Consider the following 16756-nt stretch of genomic DNA (forward strand, 5'->3'; position numbering starts at 1 on the left):
TCGACCAACGAGATGGTCGACTTGTTTTTATGTATGCGGCATAGCATATTTCTTCATCCTATAAATGCGTTTTACCAATCTCTCATAGAGCACAGAGCTCTTCGGCAAATTGAAAGGACTGACGTCCGGTTAACTATCGTTCTGCGTTAATCATCCTCGATGAAAACATGGACCAGCTGCGCGGCAGACTGCTACCTGTTCTGGTTCAACTATAGTCTCCCGTTTCGGGAATGTCATAATGTTCTTGTCTAAATCGGGAATGACCTCAAGTTCTTGTCATCTAATTTTGACAAAAACTTGAGGTCATTCAATGAAAAAGCCACAGTACATGCAACTTAGGCGCCCCAATTAATGCAATTATGAGAGAGCATCACAATCCTCATTCAAATCCGATTCCACTTCGACTTAACAACCTATACCTATATCCCATATTTTATGCATTGGCTTCTAACATTCTTATAATTTCGTTATTCAATTGTAAAATGATTTACCGCTTGCTCTCTGCCTCCAGCCTTGTAAGTTTCCAAGGCATCCTTCCCGTCAGCCGTAAACGTAATATTAAGGGGCGACTTGAGTTGCACAAAATAGTCCCCCGGGGCAACTTGTTTACCGTCCGCATCCTTCTGGTTCCATGGCTGGAACGTAATTTCCTCAGCCCCCCATTTCCCAGGAATAACACCGGATAATGGTGGAATCTGACCACTCCAAACCAGTTGCTTCCCATCAACGGTTAGACGGTATATCTCTATTTCAGATGTCAATGGGCTTTTTAGGGTGAGTGAAGAATCGCTAAGATTGATTAACATTAGCCGGAGCTTTATTGGTGTACCTAGTTTAAACCCGTTGTCAATCGTATTCTGTCCATCAATATAGATATAAGGGTCAATTGGATAATTATTTACCCGTGTCCCTGGATCAAGCTGATGAAATTCCCATTCACCCTCCAATTGAACAGAGGGAAAGAAGGTCGGTGGCATATATGTTTGAGGATCTACATCTGGATAAATCCAGCCATCCCCAACCCAAGTCGTGTGGATATGATACCATCCGTCCACCTGTTCGAAGGCCGTAATATCTTGCGGAGCAAGCATTCCCAGCATTTTGGTCTCATGGCTAGGATACTTATAGATTCGGGCAGCAGCGGTTAAGGAAATGCTTTTATTGCTTTCTACTTTGTTGATGGGCAATGAGATTCTCGGGTTTACCCATTGGGTGCCCAACCAGGTATTGACGTGATACCAGTTATCGGCTCTCTCAAAATAAACCAGCTGCTGTGGAGACAACTCGCCGACGACATTACTGTCGGATTTCGGAAGCGCAAAAATTGGGGTGATCCCGTTCATATCAAGAATCCCTGTATTCGGATGTACATCGTATTTAACCATATGCTTAGGATTAATCCACTTATCGCCTAACCACGATTTAATTTTCAACCAAGGACCCAAGATAGATATGGCATCAACCGTCTGGGGGGAGATCGTCCCCCCATTTCTGTACCCGGACAGCGGATAATCGTATAAGTCTTCATCCCCCGTGAGCGCTATTTCCTTGTTTAACGGTAATTCTTCTCCGGGATAGCCGAGATTAGGCTGGATCCACTCAACCCCCAGCCAGGTATTGATCATAAACCAAGGATTATCTTTCATTATCCACCCGGGTTCTGTTCCGATTACCTGTACCGTTTGTGGAGAAAGCGTTGCGATAGGATCTGAATGAGCATCCGGAGAACGATAGAGCTTTGTATTTTCAAATAGTGTTATTTTTTGGGGTGACGAATCGTGTGAATTAGCATTTGCAGTTCCCCAGCACAACATGGAAGACATAAGAATTGTAGCGGTTAACAAGACAGATACCTTTCTCAGGTCTACACCTCCAATTCGCTTTCCTATTATAGTCGCGGAAGAAAAACACTTTCCACACAACATCTTATACGGATAAAACTGGAAAAAATTCTTTGGGAAATAGTGCATTCGTATGAAATTCGAGACCTTTTTTGATTCCATATAGTCTCCTCAGCATAAAGTTCCCCGTTAGTTTGTAGTAATAAGTTTTCTTTTTTTAATTTCGTTATTATTCATTTCTCCTTGGATAAAACTGGGTTACATTCAAAAACGAACATTCGTTCGTTTTTCTGCAAAAAAAACGTATGCATGACAGACACAGCCTTGTTCGTCCTCTGCCCTTTAGAATAAATTTGGAACTTTTAAATAAATTCCCGAGTGTTTTTATAGAAAGTGTATATCTTTTCAACAATCGAATACGTGCTAGCAAGTCAATACATAAAAATCTTCACTTTTCTAAAAAAAAATTACATTCTGAAATGATTGCGTTTAAGTTAAACTGAACACAGTAATTATCACAACACAGTAATTTTGGTAATTACAAATGACTGAAAGGGGTGTAAACAAAACATGATACGGCGGTAAGAGCGAATCAGCCGTTATCATACATAGGATTTTGAACAATAGTTTAAAGACGGCGGCATCCGGAGACTGATTAGTGCTGCCTTGTCCTGAAGAAAGGTTTTTGCTGTGGAGGATCATTCAATGTATGAACCGCCAAATCTTCACTGAAATTTCATTTCATTATTTGATAAAAATCTATAAATGACTTTAGCATCTCGTGCTCTCGTCGCATTTCCCTTTGGTTCGAAGTACCCCTGTTACTCCCTCCATTAGCTTTGACTGTTTTGCAGCCCGTACGGCATCCTTGGCGTATGCCGAGATTAGATCCTGATCAAGGATTGCACCATTTGCCTGTACAGTTGTAGAACTAATAATCTTTAAAGCCCGTTAAATAATCATCACCATATCTTCGCGACTGATTTGCTCGTTTACACCGATGCTGCCGTCTTGCCTTGCACGTTGCCGAGCTTCTGTGCAGCAATGGAACTTTACGAACTCTGCTCTTGTTACCTCCCAGCCGGAATAAAATGGTCCTCACTTCTACCGTTCACTACTTTCTCCAATTTTCCACCTTCTGCCGTATAGCAAATGACTACCTGATAAGGATTTTCATTAGACGTTTTATAAGGTATTTCTACTATGACACTGATCAAGAACAATTCGATTAAGGGAAACCGTAGAAGTTCCTTCTCAACCCTTACCGTCTTTGATCTATGTTTTGAAAGCGCAAACAGTTTTGTAGTATTCAGCCTAAACTTATTTTATCTAAATACCATGGAGGTTGAAAAAACATGAGAAGAGCTTGGCTGATTGTTACACTTTTAATTATGGTCAGCATGTATTTCTTTACTCCAAGTATTCCAGCAGAAGCTTCAGAGAATGGTCTTGCTAAGACACCACCAATGGGATGGAACACCTGGAACAAATTTGGTTGCAATGTTAGTGAAAGCTTGGTTAAAGAAATGGCTGACGCTATGGTTTCAAGTGGTATGAAGGATGCCGGATATCAATATGTGAATATCGACGATTGTTGGCAAACTTCTAGAGATGCAACAACGGGTAAAATTGTGGTTGACCCCGTACGGTTCCCAAATGGAATGAAAGCTCTTGCTGATTATATCCACTCGAAAGGTTTAAAACTTGGACTGTATACGGATGTTGGTTATAAGACTTGTGCAGGGCGTCCGGGCAGTCGAGGTTACTACGATATAGATGCGCAAACGTATGCTGAATGGGGGGTTGACTATGTCAAAGTGGATTGGTGTTATGTTGATCCAGATGCGAAATTATTAAACTCCGGTCCGAAACCTAATGCGGCAACTTGGTACGGTGAATTCGGGAAAGCACTAAACAATTCCGGAAGAGGAATTGTTTATAGTATTTGCAACTGGGGGGAGCAATCACCATGGGAGTGGGGACCGCAAATCGGTAATTTGTGGCGCACTGGCCAGGATATTGGGGATGCATGGGAAAAAGGGACTAATTGGTATAACGGGATCATTAATGCTTATGATACAGCTGTCACTCATAATACCAGCGCAGGACCTGGCGGCTGGAATGACCCGGATATGCTTGAAATAGGTAATGGTGGTGCGACTACAGAAGAATACCGTTCACAGTTCAGCTTGTGGAGCATGCTAGCGTCGCCACTTATTGCCGGGAATGATCTCAGAAGTATGTCACAAGCCACTAAAGATATTTTAATGAATAAAGAAGTAATTGCTGTAAATCAGGACCCGCTTGGAGTTCAAGCTGCTAAAATTATTGACAATGGAGATACCGAAGTGCTTGTGAAACCACTTGCGAATGGTGACAAAGCAGTCGCATTGTTAAATAGAGGGGCACAAGCAACGAAAATTCGTTTAACAGCTGCCGATATAGGACTTCCCTCTTCAGAAGGATACCTAGTTAGAGACTTATGGTCGCATCAGAGCAAGGGATCTTTTGGAACAATCAGCGCTGATGTACCTTCTCACGGTACTGCAATGTTCAGAATAACGCCGGCAGCATTAGCTGATGTGCCTGCTTCACTGGATATTACACCTGCGGCTTCAAATGCTAATTTAGAGGCGGGTAAAACTGTTAGTTACTCAATTACTATTTACAATAGTGGTGTCAAGAATATTCAAGACGCATCTGTAAGTTTACAAGTTCCTAATGGTTGGACAGTAGCGCCAACATCCGCCAACAGATTTAATAACATTGCAATTGGAGAATCGGTAACGGCTAGCTGGAATATTGCTGCTCCTTCTACTTCAGTAGGGTCACAAGATATTGGTATCACATTGAACTACTTAGACGGGAGTATTACAAGGCAGCAGCAAGAAAGTTTAAAAGTTGTAGTAAATTTTTCTGACGGCAGTGCGTATTTAAGTGACTTAGCATGGGTCTCATCAACAAATGGATGGGGACCGGTAGAGAAGGATATGTCGGTTGGAAACAATGGTACAAATGACGGAAAAAAAATAACCCTTAATGGTGTCCAGTATAACAAAGGCTTGGGTACAAATTCACGAAGTGAAATCACTTACAATTTAAACGGTAAATATGAATCTTTTATTTCTGATGTAGGAATTGATGATGAGGTCAACCAGGGCAGTGTTACGTTTCAGGTTTTTGGAGATGGGGTAAAGCTGTGGGAAAGCGGACTCATGACAGCAACTAGCCCTACTGTAACTGCGAATATAAATATAAAAGGAGCACAGATTCTCAAACTGGTCGTAACCGATGGTGGGGATGGGAACGCATATGATCATGGTGATTGGGCAGGTGCCAGAGTGATTGCAGCGAAAGTACCCACTACTGCACTCTCAGGAGACAGCAGTGTGAACCCTGGAAGCAGCTTTACAGTAGGAGTTAGCCTGAACAACGTAACACAAAGTGTTTATGCCCAGGACATTACCATGTCTTATGATTCCAACGTATTTGATTATGTGAGTGCGGCAAGCGCAAACAACAACATTCAGATCGTGATAGAGGATAAAGCCACTGCCGGGAAAGTTAGACTCATTACCGCCAATACCGGAGGGGGAATATCCGGAGACACTACGCCGGTTCTAAATCTAACCTTCAAAGTAAAAGCTGGTGTTCAGAATACAAACGGAACGATTGCAGCTACTCTGACAAAGCTTGGTGTGGCTCCAGAGGGAACCGTAATTCAGGCGGCACTTGGCAGTAAGAGCATTTCAGTAAGCAGTATTGAAGTGGTTGTAGATAAGACAGCTTTGACATCAGCCATTACGAATGCACAGAGCTTGTATGACGCAGCAGTCGTTGGTACAGCCGCTGGTCAATACTCACAGGCAGCCAAGGATGCATTCGGTGCAGCCCTCACTGCAGCAAAAGCTGTAAAAGACAATCAGAGTGCAACACAGTCCCAGGTTGACAATGCCGTAACAGCACTGAACAGTGCAGTTGATGCCTTCAAAGCAGCAGTTATGAAGTCTGCAGACCTCAACAAGGATGGAAGCATCAATGTAGGCGATCTTGCGATGGTTGCTTACTATTACGGTAAGGATTCCACTAGCACAGACTGGGCGGCAGCCAGGATTGCTGATATGAACAACGATAATAAGATCGATATTAGTGATCTTGCGTATGTTGCATCCAAAATCCAATAAGTTATTGCAGCATTATGTCTCCTAGATGATGTTTGCCAGCTGCCGGAACCAAAACGGACCAAGGATACACTCTATTTAGCTTCAGTGGCGGCCGATATGAAAAGCTAATCTGATATCGGCCGCCTAATAAAGACATAACTGCATTCTGATACGCAACTAAAACGTTTTCTGATATTCCAGATTTGTATATCAGCGTAATAACTCTAATTCTTGAAGAACTTCCTTTACATCACAGTCGGGATTCAAGATATTGATCATCTCTTCCGTAATCGGGAAATCATCGTAAATTTTTGCAACAACATCTAATGATGGTGATAATTCAAAATAACCCATAGCAAACTCTACAAAATCCTCTGGTGTATGGCATATACAGCCCAATAAAAAATCAGAACCATCGCTCTCACCTTGTGAAATCTCAACTTTTCCCTTGTGCCAGTTAGTGTCGTTGTTTTTACGCCAAATACAAAAAGTCACATCGTCTTTTTCAATTGCATCGTCTTCAAGTAAAGATAATAATTCCTTTGGAACGTCATCATAAATCCCTTGCATTACTTTATGTTCATCTTGTGCATATGGACTTAATTCAGATTCATGGTCGAAACCTTTCATTATGGAGCCTTCAGGGGAAAACAACATAATTAGATGATCACCTGCTCCATTATTTATTTTCGCCATACAAACACCCTCATCCCAATCTTGAACAAAGCTATGGTAACGAAGCCATTCATCTTGACAAAGAATAATATTTAATGTTGCTTAGCTTTTTTAAGTTTACCGGATTTGGTAAACGCTCTAACACATTTACTTCCATGAATCCTCATCCTTTCATAATCCTTTATTGAATTATTCTTGAAACTATTCGGCTATCCTCCCGTTAGCCGAAAAAAACGGCAGCCGTTCGTTGGCCGGCAAGCCGCAGTATCGTCATTGAGCTAGAGTATCCAGTTAACTTAGAACGTGCGGATTACCCAACTGTGATCCTCAGCCAATGAGATTTTCCTTCCTTAATCTCGCAAACTCCGTCGTATAATACGCCATGGCGATGGCCGGTAAGGCGATTCCGATCAGCAGTGCCGCCTCCCAGCCCCCCGCTGCGTAAGCCCATCCCCCTGCCGCTGAGCCGATAGCGCCCCCTAAAAAGAAAATAGCCATATATAAACCGTTAAGCCTGCTGCGGAATTCCGCTCCTAAAGAGAAAATCACCCGCTGCCCGAGAACCATGTTGGCGGAAACCCCCATGTCTAGCAAAATCGCCGCAACTACGAGAATGGGAACTGCAAATGCAGAACTTGATGGAACCAGCAAGGGAAGCAGCCCGGAAATGATGACGATCGCTAATGCCCATCCCGTAGCCGGGCGAACCCATCCGCGGTCTGCCATTCGGCCCGCCGCAGGCGCCACAATTGCCCCCGTTACCCCGACTAATGCGAACAGAGCGACCTCCTTCTGGGTGAAATGGAACGGCGGACTTGTCAATACCAATGGAACTGTAGTCCAAAACAAACTGAACGTTCCGAATACACAAGCATGATAAATTGCCCTCCGGCGTAATGCCGGTGTCGCCTTCAGCAGATACAGCATGGAGTGCAGCAGCGCCGGGTAAGTTGTAGCAGTCGAAGGCCTCCTTGCGGGTAGTGACTTTGCCAATACAAGTGCCAGCGCGAAGATCAATGCTGCAGAGATGAAATAGATGGCGCGCCAGCCCATATACTCCGCCACCAAGCTTGAAACGGGACGCGCGAGCATAATCCACAGAAGCAACCCGCTCATGACGTTGCCCACATTGCGACCGCGCACGGCTTCAGGCGAAAGATGAGCCGCATACGGCACAAGAATTTGGGCCGCTACGGAACCTACTCCGATCACGAGTGAAGCGGTGAGGAACAGGATGGCGCTTTTGATTACAGCGGCAATTATCAAAACGGCGGCTGTAAGGAGCAATGATGAAAGGATCAACTTACGATTTTCCAGGATGTCTCCCAACGGTACGATAAATAACAAGCCGATCCCGTAGCCGAATTGAGTCAACGTAACGATGAGTGCGGCATTCCCGGAGGAGAGCCCGATGGTCGAACCGATCGAGCCTATCAATGGTTGAGCATAATAAAGATTTGCCGCTATAATGCCGCAAGCGGCTGCCAGGATAAAAATCAGCGATGGCGAAACCAATTTTTCCGTTGGAATGGAAGCTGAATGCATAGAAAGTCCCCTTTGCTCACCAGAAATTTTTCCGGAACATTCGTTCCGAAATGGGCAAAAAAAAAATGTTTTATAGCATTTCCATCACCATGTCTACCATCTGCTGCATCTTGCTGCGGTCCCCCTGCACCTTCGCAACGATATTTATACTGTGATTCAGGTTTGAGAGCAGATAAGATAAAGTATTGATATCTTTCTCAGGCATAATTTCCCCCGTCTCCTGACCTTTGCGCAGCAGCTCGTAGAAGGATTGCTCCAACTCGTCAAACCGCTCCCTGATCAACGCATTCAGGGGCTCATCTGGCGAATCCATGCCGACTGCTGCATTAGTAATGAGACAGCCCTTCGGCGACTCGCCGTCCAAGGCGGAATCGATATGTATCTCGAAGTACTGCCGGATTCCCGATTTTGCGGATGTCGCATTGACGAGGATGTCCCGCTTGGCTTGCTTCCACTTCTTGTACCAGTTGATCGCCTCGATATAAAGCGATTGTTTGTCCCCGAACGTTTCGTACAGACTTGATCTGCTAAGATCCATAGCTTCCAGCAAATCGGGAATGCTTGCCGCTTCGTAGCCCTTCTTCCAAAAAACGAGCATCGCTTTATGAAGCACCGCTTCTTTATCAAACTCTTTGTGGCGTCCCATGGTACTCCCTCCGTTTCCGTAGGTACAGTATATACTTTTCCGGAACGGTAAGTCCAGTATTTCCTGCGGATATGAAGTTAGCTCAGGCTGGGATAAGAGTTACCGTTCATTGGCATCGATATGATGGAGGATTTCGTCAACGACGTGCGCGATCGGTGGGGTGGCGTCGATTAGAATCCCGTTCTGGGGAACGCCTTCTCTCGTTTGATGCAAGCGCCGACTGATTTCCCGTTCCTCTGGTCTGCCACCCCAGTCGGTTGGGTCCAGTGCCACTCGCTCATCAATCCGCCGGAGACAGGTCTCCAGGTCGACCTCAAGGATAAACACGCTGTCGAAGAGATCAATGAATTTGGGAAAATTCCGCGAGCCGCCACAGAAAAATGTTGCCGCCTCATCTTGATTGGCGACCAAAGCTTCTACTTTATCTACACGCCAAATGTGGTGTTCGGGTTTAAAGCCATCCGTCGGGGTGCCAGTTTCCGGGTCGCCTTGATAGGCCAATTCACGGTCACCATGAATAGCATGGTAGCCGCGCCGCTGCAATTCGTTGCAGACCGTAGTTTTGCCGGCGCCGGAAACGCCTTCAATCAGATAATTCCTAATGCCCATGTTAGACCCTCCACGAAGAATAAAATGACAAATAAAGTTTTGAAATGGATTTTAAGGTGAATTGTTTGAATAACAAATTAGTTTTGAAGTACTTCTGACAAATTAAATAGAATTACAAATCATAAGACTTGTTGAACTAACGTCACCCGTTAGCTTAGCCCATTTCTGGTTGACGACGGATTAGTGTTGCCTGCTCAAAACTATAGGCGATGCTGATTAGCGTGGGCTCACTTAAAGCCCTCCCGGAAAAGACAACACCAAATGGCCCCTGCGTCGAATCGCCATCAGCATCAATTGTTCCTTTTGCTGAATAACCGGCGGGCACCGTAATAAGGGGATACCCTAACCGGGCAGCAATGTACATGCCATCAACGTCACCGGGTAACATTAAAGCATCTAAGCCGTGTTGATCGAGTACATAGTCAATCCCTTGCGTTACAGCCGGATGGTTATATTCTTGTCGTTTAAGTTGATATGTTGTTTCGTTTAGCGTATTTTGTTCCGAACGAATCAGATTATCTTGGCCAAACTTCAATGCGGATGCAGCGTGTTTCTGATTATAAGCTATCAGATCTTGAAGAGAATGTACGGGCAGATCCGAGTTCAACTTTGATAAATAGCGATTCAGGCCTGTTTTGAATTCGTAGCAGATAACATCATTGTTCCATGGATGCTGTTCCAAATGGAGGTCCACAGGATCGATAACTGTAGCACCTTGCTCACGCAGAACATTAATGGCGGATTCCATGATGGAAAGTCTTTCTTCATCCAACGACCGATAGTAATGTCTAGGAATCCCAATTCGAGTTTTACACAGAAAGTCTCGGTCTAGATAAGTTGTGTAGTCATGAAAAGTACGATGTGTGCTAGTCCAAGTTGCCTTATCGTTTTCGTCAATCCCGACGATTGCCCCAAGTAGAATCGCTGCATCAGTGACTGTCTTTGAAATCGGTCCTGGCGTATCCTGACTTATAGAGATTGGGATAATTCCGCTGCGGCTCGCAAGCCCTACAGTAGGTTTTATTCCGACGAGAAATTGTTGGCTGGCCGGCCCAATAATCGAACCTGCGGTTTCTGTTCCGATCGCTGCTGCTGTCAGGTTCGCCGCTACGGCTGCAGCCGATCCTGAACTTGATCCGCTGACGAAGAGCTTGCCAGGTCCATATGGATTCAACACATATCCTCCTCTGGAACTGTATCCAGCTGGCATACGATAGGACATAAAGTTCGACCACTCGGTCATATTGGCCTTACCTAGAAGAACAGCGCCAGCAGCCCGGAGCTTTGCGGCTACGAACGCATCTTCAGGAGCAAACGACTCAGCCAATGCGATTGAACCAGCGCTCGTATGCATCCGGTCGTACGTATCGATGTTATCCTTTAGCAGGATTGGAATTCCGTGCAGCGGCCCCCTACTACCTGTTGTATTTCGCTCAAGGTCAAGATTCCTTGCTATTACAAGAGCATCTGGATTGATCTCTAATACGGCATTGATCAGAGGATTATACCTATGAATGCGTTCGATATATGCAAGGACGAGGGCTTCGGATGTACATTCACCCGAAGACATTGCCTTTTGCATGCTCACCAAATCGGCTTCCTGAATCCAATCTTGTAAGTTAATGCTCATATATTAAAATACCCCCGGTACTGGTGAATTTTCGGACAACAGTAATATGGTAACATGCTGCCTTGCCAAGGGTATAGGTAAAGTTTTGATTAGATAAGAATGTATCGGTTGGGCATCGCAGTAGAGCTTGTGTTTTCCCGAAGGTTAATGTTGTAACTAAAGTAATCTGCCCGTTACTTCAATGAAGTTAAATTTCGAGACTTTTACGTTAGAAATACGATTAAGTTACAAATTGCTTAGCATGTTATTGTTAAAATGTGCTAATATTGTTAATAAGGCGGTGGTAAATAAAAATGCAACAAATCTCTGATTATCTTTTTATGGGTTCTATAATTCTGCTTATATTAACCTTGCTTTTTAAAGGAGTAGGCTCTAAAGGTTCTTCTAATCCTATGGGAAACATCGATTTAGCCATGCATGAGAACCATGGTAATGATTTGAAAAGTCAGGACTCGATTATCAAAAGTATATATAAATCAGTTTTCATATGGATATCAATTTTAGGAATACTTGTATCAATACTCTTGTCGAAATTATAAATTCCTACCAGAAATATTGAAAAAAAAAAGGCGCTGAAATAAGCGTCTTCTTTGTTAGCCTCTAAGCAGCCAGGGGGAGATGATCAGCTGGGAATAATACGCCGCTCCGCTTTTCACTAACGTTCTCCGTTAGCGCAATGATCAATTTTTGAAAAAATGATCAATTAAAGCATATTACAATATTTAGCCGGTTGCGCCTTTTGTTTCAACCGGATACGGTATCTTTGCGACCGGCCCATCTCGTTCGCTTCATCAGCTCGGGAAACGCCACCGCAAGCAGTACCAACAAGACCCCAGCCCATTGGAGCAAGCTTACGTGCTCGTGTAGAACGATGGATGACAGCATAACCGCGACAGGCAACTCGGCGGCACCGAGGATGCCTGTCAAACCTTCTCCAATTTTCGGAACCCCTACCGCGAACAATACTGGAGGCAAGAACGCGCCAAACAAGCCGAGCAGTACCCCGAACGGAAGCAATCCCTCCAATAGCGCGTGGTTGAACAGGAAGCTGGGTGGGAACAAGAGAAATACAAATAACATCCCGCCTGTAACCATCCAGGCGCTTCGGTATATCGGATGCATGGAAGGCACAGCTTTGCCACTGAACAGAATAAACAACGAGTAGCTTATCGCGGACATAAAGCCAAATATGACTCCCTTCCAGTTAAACTCAGACAAGCCTTGATCAAGTATGCCGGCCGCTAGCCATGTGCCTCCAAACAGGACGATCAGCGTGATCAACACGATGCCGTTCGGACGCCTCCTCTGTTCGACTGAATTGATTAAAACCCCCATCCATGTGAATTGGAATAGCAACAGAATGGCTAGCGAATTGGGAATATATCGCAGGGATTGGTAATACAACAAACCTGTTACTGCTGTTGGCACACCAGCGACCATCAGGATGACTCGATGCCTCCACGAAAACTTCGTGGCAGTCGTCGTGGATGAAGACGTCGTCTTAACGTTTCCGCTCCATCTTCCCTTCCATTTTATGAATAGAACAAGAGTCCAAGCCAATACGAACCCCGTCAACAATTGACTTCCCACGATTTCTCCGAGCGTATAACCTTTTGCGTATGCCTTTGTAACGATTGTCGATAGAATGCCGTAACAGACCGCGCCTAACAAAACCAATAATCTGTATTTCATCGTTATGATTCCTTCCTTGGGTTCCTCTACTAATATATTGGAAACAAAAAAACTTCCTTACTATCGAATATAGAATCGTTGAAACTCGATTCGATATTCGTAGCAAGGAAGTTAAGGCTTCCTGTAGAGACCCCCACCCTGTATTTCATGGGGTTATACGAATGTATTGTTGATTCCTCAAACTAAAGCAAAACAACATAACAAATAATAAGGCGCTCGCTCGCATTTGTCAACTGATGCCGGCTGCCATGGTGTCTTTATTAAGCTATAGTTCCCCGTTAGCTTAATCCATCTAAATAACTTTTAGGACGAAATAATAAAAAGCATCACCACGAGATTGGTTCTCTACATGTTCATCCATCCACCATACTCCGTATGAATAAAAATAAGTTCCTTTTTGTGTAGGTGCATGAAAACTACTTTCTTTCACCACAACTTCTGTAAGTTTACCTTCATTGATTTGCTCGACATGGTATTTGTTCGGTTGCGGCTCATAATTCATAACGAACTTAATAACTTCACCAGGCTGTACTGAAACTGGATTCTCGCCTTTTAAGAGTTCAACTGGACCAATTGTATCCACACATCTTCCTTGATTTTTTGATTGCCAGCAATATGTGCCGAGTTTTGTCTCATACATTCGGTTACCAATCTGAATCTCAGCCTTAGGCGGTTGCTCTCCCTCAAGTTCCTTGCCTATTGGCTGTTTTGAACCATTTGACTGAGCACCAGAACAACCAACTGAGCCCATGAGCACTAGAGCCATCAAGAAAAACAATAGAAATCTCTTCAAATCCAACCCTCCAGTCTTTATAACGACGTTTATTGTTTAAACGAAAGAACAAGTAGTTAGGTTGCAATCAAAAATACAGGGAATTAGTGAGCAACATTTATGGTTCACTTTTTTCATAATTCCCATAACTTCATTGAACATAACTGCCCGTTAGCGGGGAAAAGGCCGCCGATCGTCATGACCGGCCGCCGCGATGTCTTTACTAAGCTATAGTTCCTCGTTACTTCAATGAAACAAGGGTTTGTTACCTATCGCGGCAATCTGTCCCTTGTAAATGCACTATCGTTCCTGCATTAGTTGAATAATCAGCCGCGTTGTCTAAAGTCATCCCAATAATTTTTGCAAATTGTTTTTAAATCTTCAAGTGAAATCGAATTACGCTCAGGGTCATAAATATTAATTTCACTTGCCTTAACGTTAAGATACCCGAAGGACTGCCCTCCGCTTAGACTGCAAAATACCTTTACCTTATCCTCACTAATATCTGTCTTCAAGATTTCAATATCGATTTTGTTTAGTTCATTAAAGTCTTTAATTATAACATTAGTGTCAACGTCTTCTAAGTACAACTCAGCAGGATTAATAAGTTTTACGATAAAGCCTCTAAACTGAGGCTTTATTCGTTCGGCGAGATACATTATATCAACGGTAAATTCAATCCCATCGAAGGTATCCCTAATCTCTTCTATACCACCATCGTGGAAAATACTGAAAAGCATTTCCTGATTCTCTAAGTTCAAATGCATTTCCTCCACTAATTCGACTAATTACAAAACCACGCTATCGTTCCCCGTTAGCTCAATGAGCTAACTCTTCTTTATGATTGGTTACCTTGACGGTCATGAAAATTGAGAAAGGGATTGTTCGTGGCTGCATTGGGACAGTAACCCCGGCCCCTTCCGCTGATAGTCAAGCGTAAGGGGCTTTCCCTTTTGGCGGGAATGCGAGGTCAATCGTCCGAGGAATGAGGATGCCGGCTTGCTCCTTCATTGTAAAGCTCTCCCCATTCTTTCATCAGCAAAATAATTGGGTTCAAGGTTTTACCAAATTCGGTTAGCGAGTATTCTACCTTTGGCGGCACCTGATTGTACGTTTTGCGCTCTATGATTCCTTCACGTTCGAGTTCCCGCAGTTGTAAGGTAAGAATATGATGCGTGACCTGAGGGTAAATTCTGCGAAGCTCACCGAACCGCTTCGTTCCGCTCATTAAGTGATAAAGAATCACCCCTTTCCACTTCCCACCAATAACATCAATCGTCGTTTCGACTGGACACTTTTTTTCTGGAGCATTTGCCATCCCGTTATCCCTCTGCATAGTATTATTTTTGTTACTTGGTATTATTAATTTGCGTACTTTAAGTATATTACTAACTTAAATATAATGAAATAGCCGACGGCATCCAATATGTGAAGGGAATGATTGCAATGGGGAAAGCGGAAGACATAAAGAGATTTGAGGGCCAGACAGCGATTGTCACTGGAGGCGGCACCGGGATGGGCCGTGCTGCAGCGCTAAGGCTCGGCAGGGAAGGCGCCAATGTCGTCATAGCGGGTCGACGAACGAAAGAGCTTCAAGAAGTTTATGAAGAAATTGTCTCTCAGGGAGGTAGGGCCCTCGCTGTTCAGACTGATGTTGCCGATCCTCGTCAGGTCGAAGCGCTTGTAAACAAGACGCTGGATGTGTTTGGAAGTCTGGATATGGCTTGGAACAACGCCGGCATTCTTGGTGCTTTCTCACCTGTACACAAACTATCCTTTGAAGATTTCGATACTCTGATGTCGGTCAATCTGCGTGGTGTGTTCGCCTGTCTAAAATACGAGATCGAAGCAATGCTCGACCGTGGATTCCGGGGCTCGATCGTTAACACTTCTTCGTGGACGGCGCATGGGGCAATGCCGGGTACTTCAGGCTACGCAGCCTCCAAGGGAGCACTCGATGCAATGATGAGAACCGTGGCGTTGGAGGTTGGTCCTAGCAACATTCGGGTTAACAATGTCAGTCCTGGAATGATTGCAACCCCGATGTCGCAGGAGGTTCTAAGCGACGAGACTACGGCGCGTCCCTTCGTCAAGCAAACTCCCTTACAGCGGGTGGGCCAATCCGAAGACGTGGCGGATGTCGTGGTCTGGCTTCTCTCCGACGACGCTCGTTTTGTTACTGGTCAGAGCATACTCGTAGATGGCGGTTACACTATCGGCGGATTACGCCCGTGACTGAACGAAGCGATATATTGAAGCCAAACGGCAGCCGAATGATTAATTCCCGGCTGCCGTTTGGTCGTTTATATATCAATATACATCGTGGCTGTTGTACAAGTAGTCGACGGACTGTGTAGTTTTCTTACAAACAGTACTAACTGAATTGTGATGCCCGATGAATCAACTTCTAGTCTCTAACATCTAAACCTTCTTGTTCTCTAAAACCTAAACTACAATTAAGAACAACTGAAGAAAACTGCCCTTTAGCACAACGTGGTCACCGTTCAATCCGGCAGTAGCGTCATATTAAGCTATATTGTCCGTTAGTTAAAAATCTTGCCCCCTCATAGATGATGCAAGAAACACTCAGAGCTTATTTTTTATTATCAATGGCTTTTTTGCGTCTATAATAATGGAAACCATTCCAAGTCCTTCGATAGAATTCCTTGTATCAAACCGAAAGGATCTTCCTATCTTTCCATCCACTTCATTCCAGTAAGTTTAATGAAAATCTCCCTCTTCATCACAATATTCCAGTAATGATACTTCAAACCCCGCTTTTTCAAATACTTCTACGAATGTTTTCGCGTCATAAACTATTTTGTGAGTTGCCGCTGGATGGTCCACCGGACCAGGACCACCGACTTGAACAGCGGCGGACCAAGACTTGAAAATAAAGTCTTTTAGACTGCCGCTGTATTTGTTCAACTAAGTCTCAAACTGTCGCTGTCCCACTTAACTATCGTTCTTCGTTAGCTTAAAGAATGATTGATTACTAACACCGTGCTTGAGCACTCCTATTTTACGTATTCATAATCCCATTCTACCTTACAAACTCTTGTATTATATCCCCGATACCATTCTGCTGCACCTTTCCTTTTGGCGACTAAATGCCGTTCGTTCTATTTCCAGTTTAGGATGGCCTCAACGGATTTTTGTAAAGGTGGCGATTTGTAGCATAAA

The 16756-nt window shown here is 44.1% G+C and carries 13 protein-coding genes and 1 riboswitch; of the genes, 2 read left to right on the forward strand and 11 right to left on the reverse strand.

Going from position 1 to position 16756, the window contains the following annotated elements; genetic code table 11:
- Nucleotides 1-467 precede the first annotated feature (467 nt).
- The gene (locus PUT07_RS19900) at nucleotides 468-2003 is read right to left on the reverse strand and encodes a hypothetical protein (protein WP_274470131.1); all 1536 of its coding nucleotides are present in this window, start codon (nucleotides 2001-2003) and stop codon (nucleotides 468-470) included.
- A gap of 1193 nt (nucleotides 2004-3196) precedes the next feature.
- Here PUT07_RS19900 and PUT07_RS19905 point away from each other — a divergent pair.
- The gene (locus PUT07_RS19905) at nucleotides 3197-6025 is read left to right on the forward strand and encodes an NPCBM/NEW2 domain-containing protein (protein WP_274470132.1); all 2829 of its coding nucleotides are present in this window, start codon (nucleotides 3197-3199) and stop codon (nucleotides 6023-6025) included.
- 189 nt (nucleotides 6026-6214) lie between these two features.
- On the opposite strand, the gene PUT07_RS19910 is transcribed toward PUT07_RS19905, so the two are convergent.
- The 9 genes from PUT07_RS19910 to PUT07_RS19950 form a co-directional block, all read right to left on the reverse strand.
- A complete protein-coding gene (locus PUT07_RS19910) occupies nucleotides 6215-6700 on the reverse strand; it encodes a hypothetical protein (RefSeq protein ID WP_274470133.1) in 486 nt (161 codons plus the stop codon).
- A 306-nt stretch (nucleotides 6701-7006) separates the two neighbouring features.
- The gene (locus PUT07_RS19915; protein WP_274470134.1) at nucleotides 7007-8224 is read right to left on the reverse strand and encodes an MFS transporter; all 1218 of its coding nucleotides are present in this window, start codon (nucleotides 8222-8224) and stop codon (nucleotides 7007-7009) included.
- A gap of 70 nt (nucleotides 8225-8294) precedes the next feature.
- Complete coding sequence (locus tag PUT07_RS19920; RefSeq protein WP_274470135.1) at nucleotides 8295-8870, reverse strand: TetR/AcrR family transcriptional regulator; 576 nt, start codon at nucleotides 8868-8870, stop codon at nucleotides 8295-8297.
- Between the two features lie 99 nt (nucleotides 8871-8969).
- Complete coding sequence (locus tag PUT07_RS19925; RefSeq protein ID WP_274470136.1) at nucleotides 8970-9479, reverse strand: AAA family ATPase; 510 nt, start codon at nucleotides 9477-9479, stop codon at nucleotides 8970-8972.
- A gap of 154 nt (nucleotides 9480-9633) precedes the next feature.
- The gene (locus PUT07_RS19930; protein ID WP_274470137.1) at nucleotides 9634-11109 is read right to left on the reverse strand and encodes an amidase family protein; all 1476 of its coding nucleotides are present in this window, start codon (nucleotides 11107-11109) and stop codon (nucleotides 9634-9636) included.
- 744 nt (nucleotides 11110-11853) lie between these two features.
- Entirely contained in the window at nucleotides 11854-12801 is a 948-nt protein-coding gene (locus PUT07_RS19935) for an EamA family transporter (protein ID WP_274470138.1), read from the reverse strand.
- A gap of 80 nt (nucleotides 12802-12881) precedes the next feature.
- Nucleotides 12882-12982: riboswitch (purine riboswitch) on the reverse strand.
- Nucleotides 12983-13093: 111 nt separating this feature from the next.
- Entirely contained in the window at nucleotides 13094-13594 is a 501-nt protein-coding gene (locus PUT07_RS19940; RefSeq protein WP_274470139.1) for a hypothetical protein, read from the reverse strand.
- Nucleotides 13595-13899: 305 nt separating this feature from the next.
- A complete protein-coding gene (locus tag PUT07_RS19945) occupies nucleotides 13900-14334 on the reverse strand; it encodes a hypothetical protein (protein ID WP_274470140.1) in 435 nt (144 codons plus the stop codon).
- Nucleotides 14335-14543: 209 nt separating this feature from the next.
- Nucleotides 14544-14891: a winged helix-turn-helix transcriptional regulator gene (locus tag PUT07_RS19950; RefSeq protein ID WP_274470141.1), complete on the reverse strand. Its 348-nt coding sequence runs from the start codon at nucleotides 14889-14891 to the stop codon at nucleotides 14544-14546.
- A gap of 128 nt (nucleotides 14892-15019) precedes the next feature.
- Here PUT07_RS19950 and PUT07_RS19955 point away from each other — a divergent pair, with 128 nt between their 5' ends.
- Nucleotides 15020-15808, forward strand: coding sequence for an SDR family NAD(P)-dependent oxidoreductase (locus PUT07_RS19955; protein WP_274470142.1), 789 nt, complete (start codon nucleotides 15020-15022; stop codon nucleotides 15806-15808).
- A 486-nt stretch (nucleotides 15809-16294) separates the two neighbouring features.
- On the opposite strand, the gene PUT07_RS35635 is transcribed toward PUT07_RS19955, so the two are convergent.
- Entirely contained in the window at nucleotides 16295-16501 is a 207-nt protein-coding gene (locus tag PUT07_RS35635; RefSeq protein ID WP_379240100.1) for a hypothetical protein, read from the reverse strand.
- Nucleotides 16502-16756 lie beyond the last annotated feature (255 nt).

The sequence above is a fragment of the Paenibacillus sp. MAHUQ-63 genome (assembly GCF_028765165.1).
Classification (GTDB): domain Bacteria; phylum Bacillota; class Bacilli; order Paenibacillales; family NBRC-103111; genus Paenibacillus_E.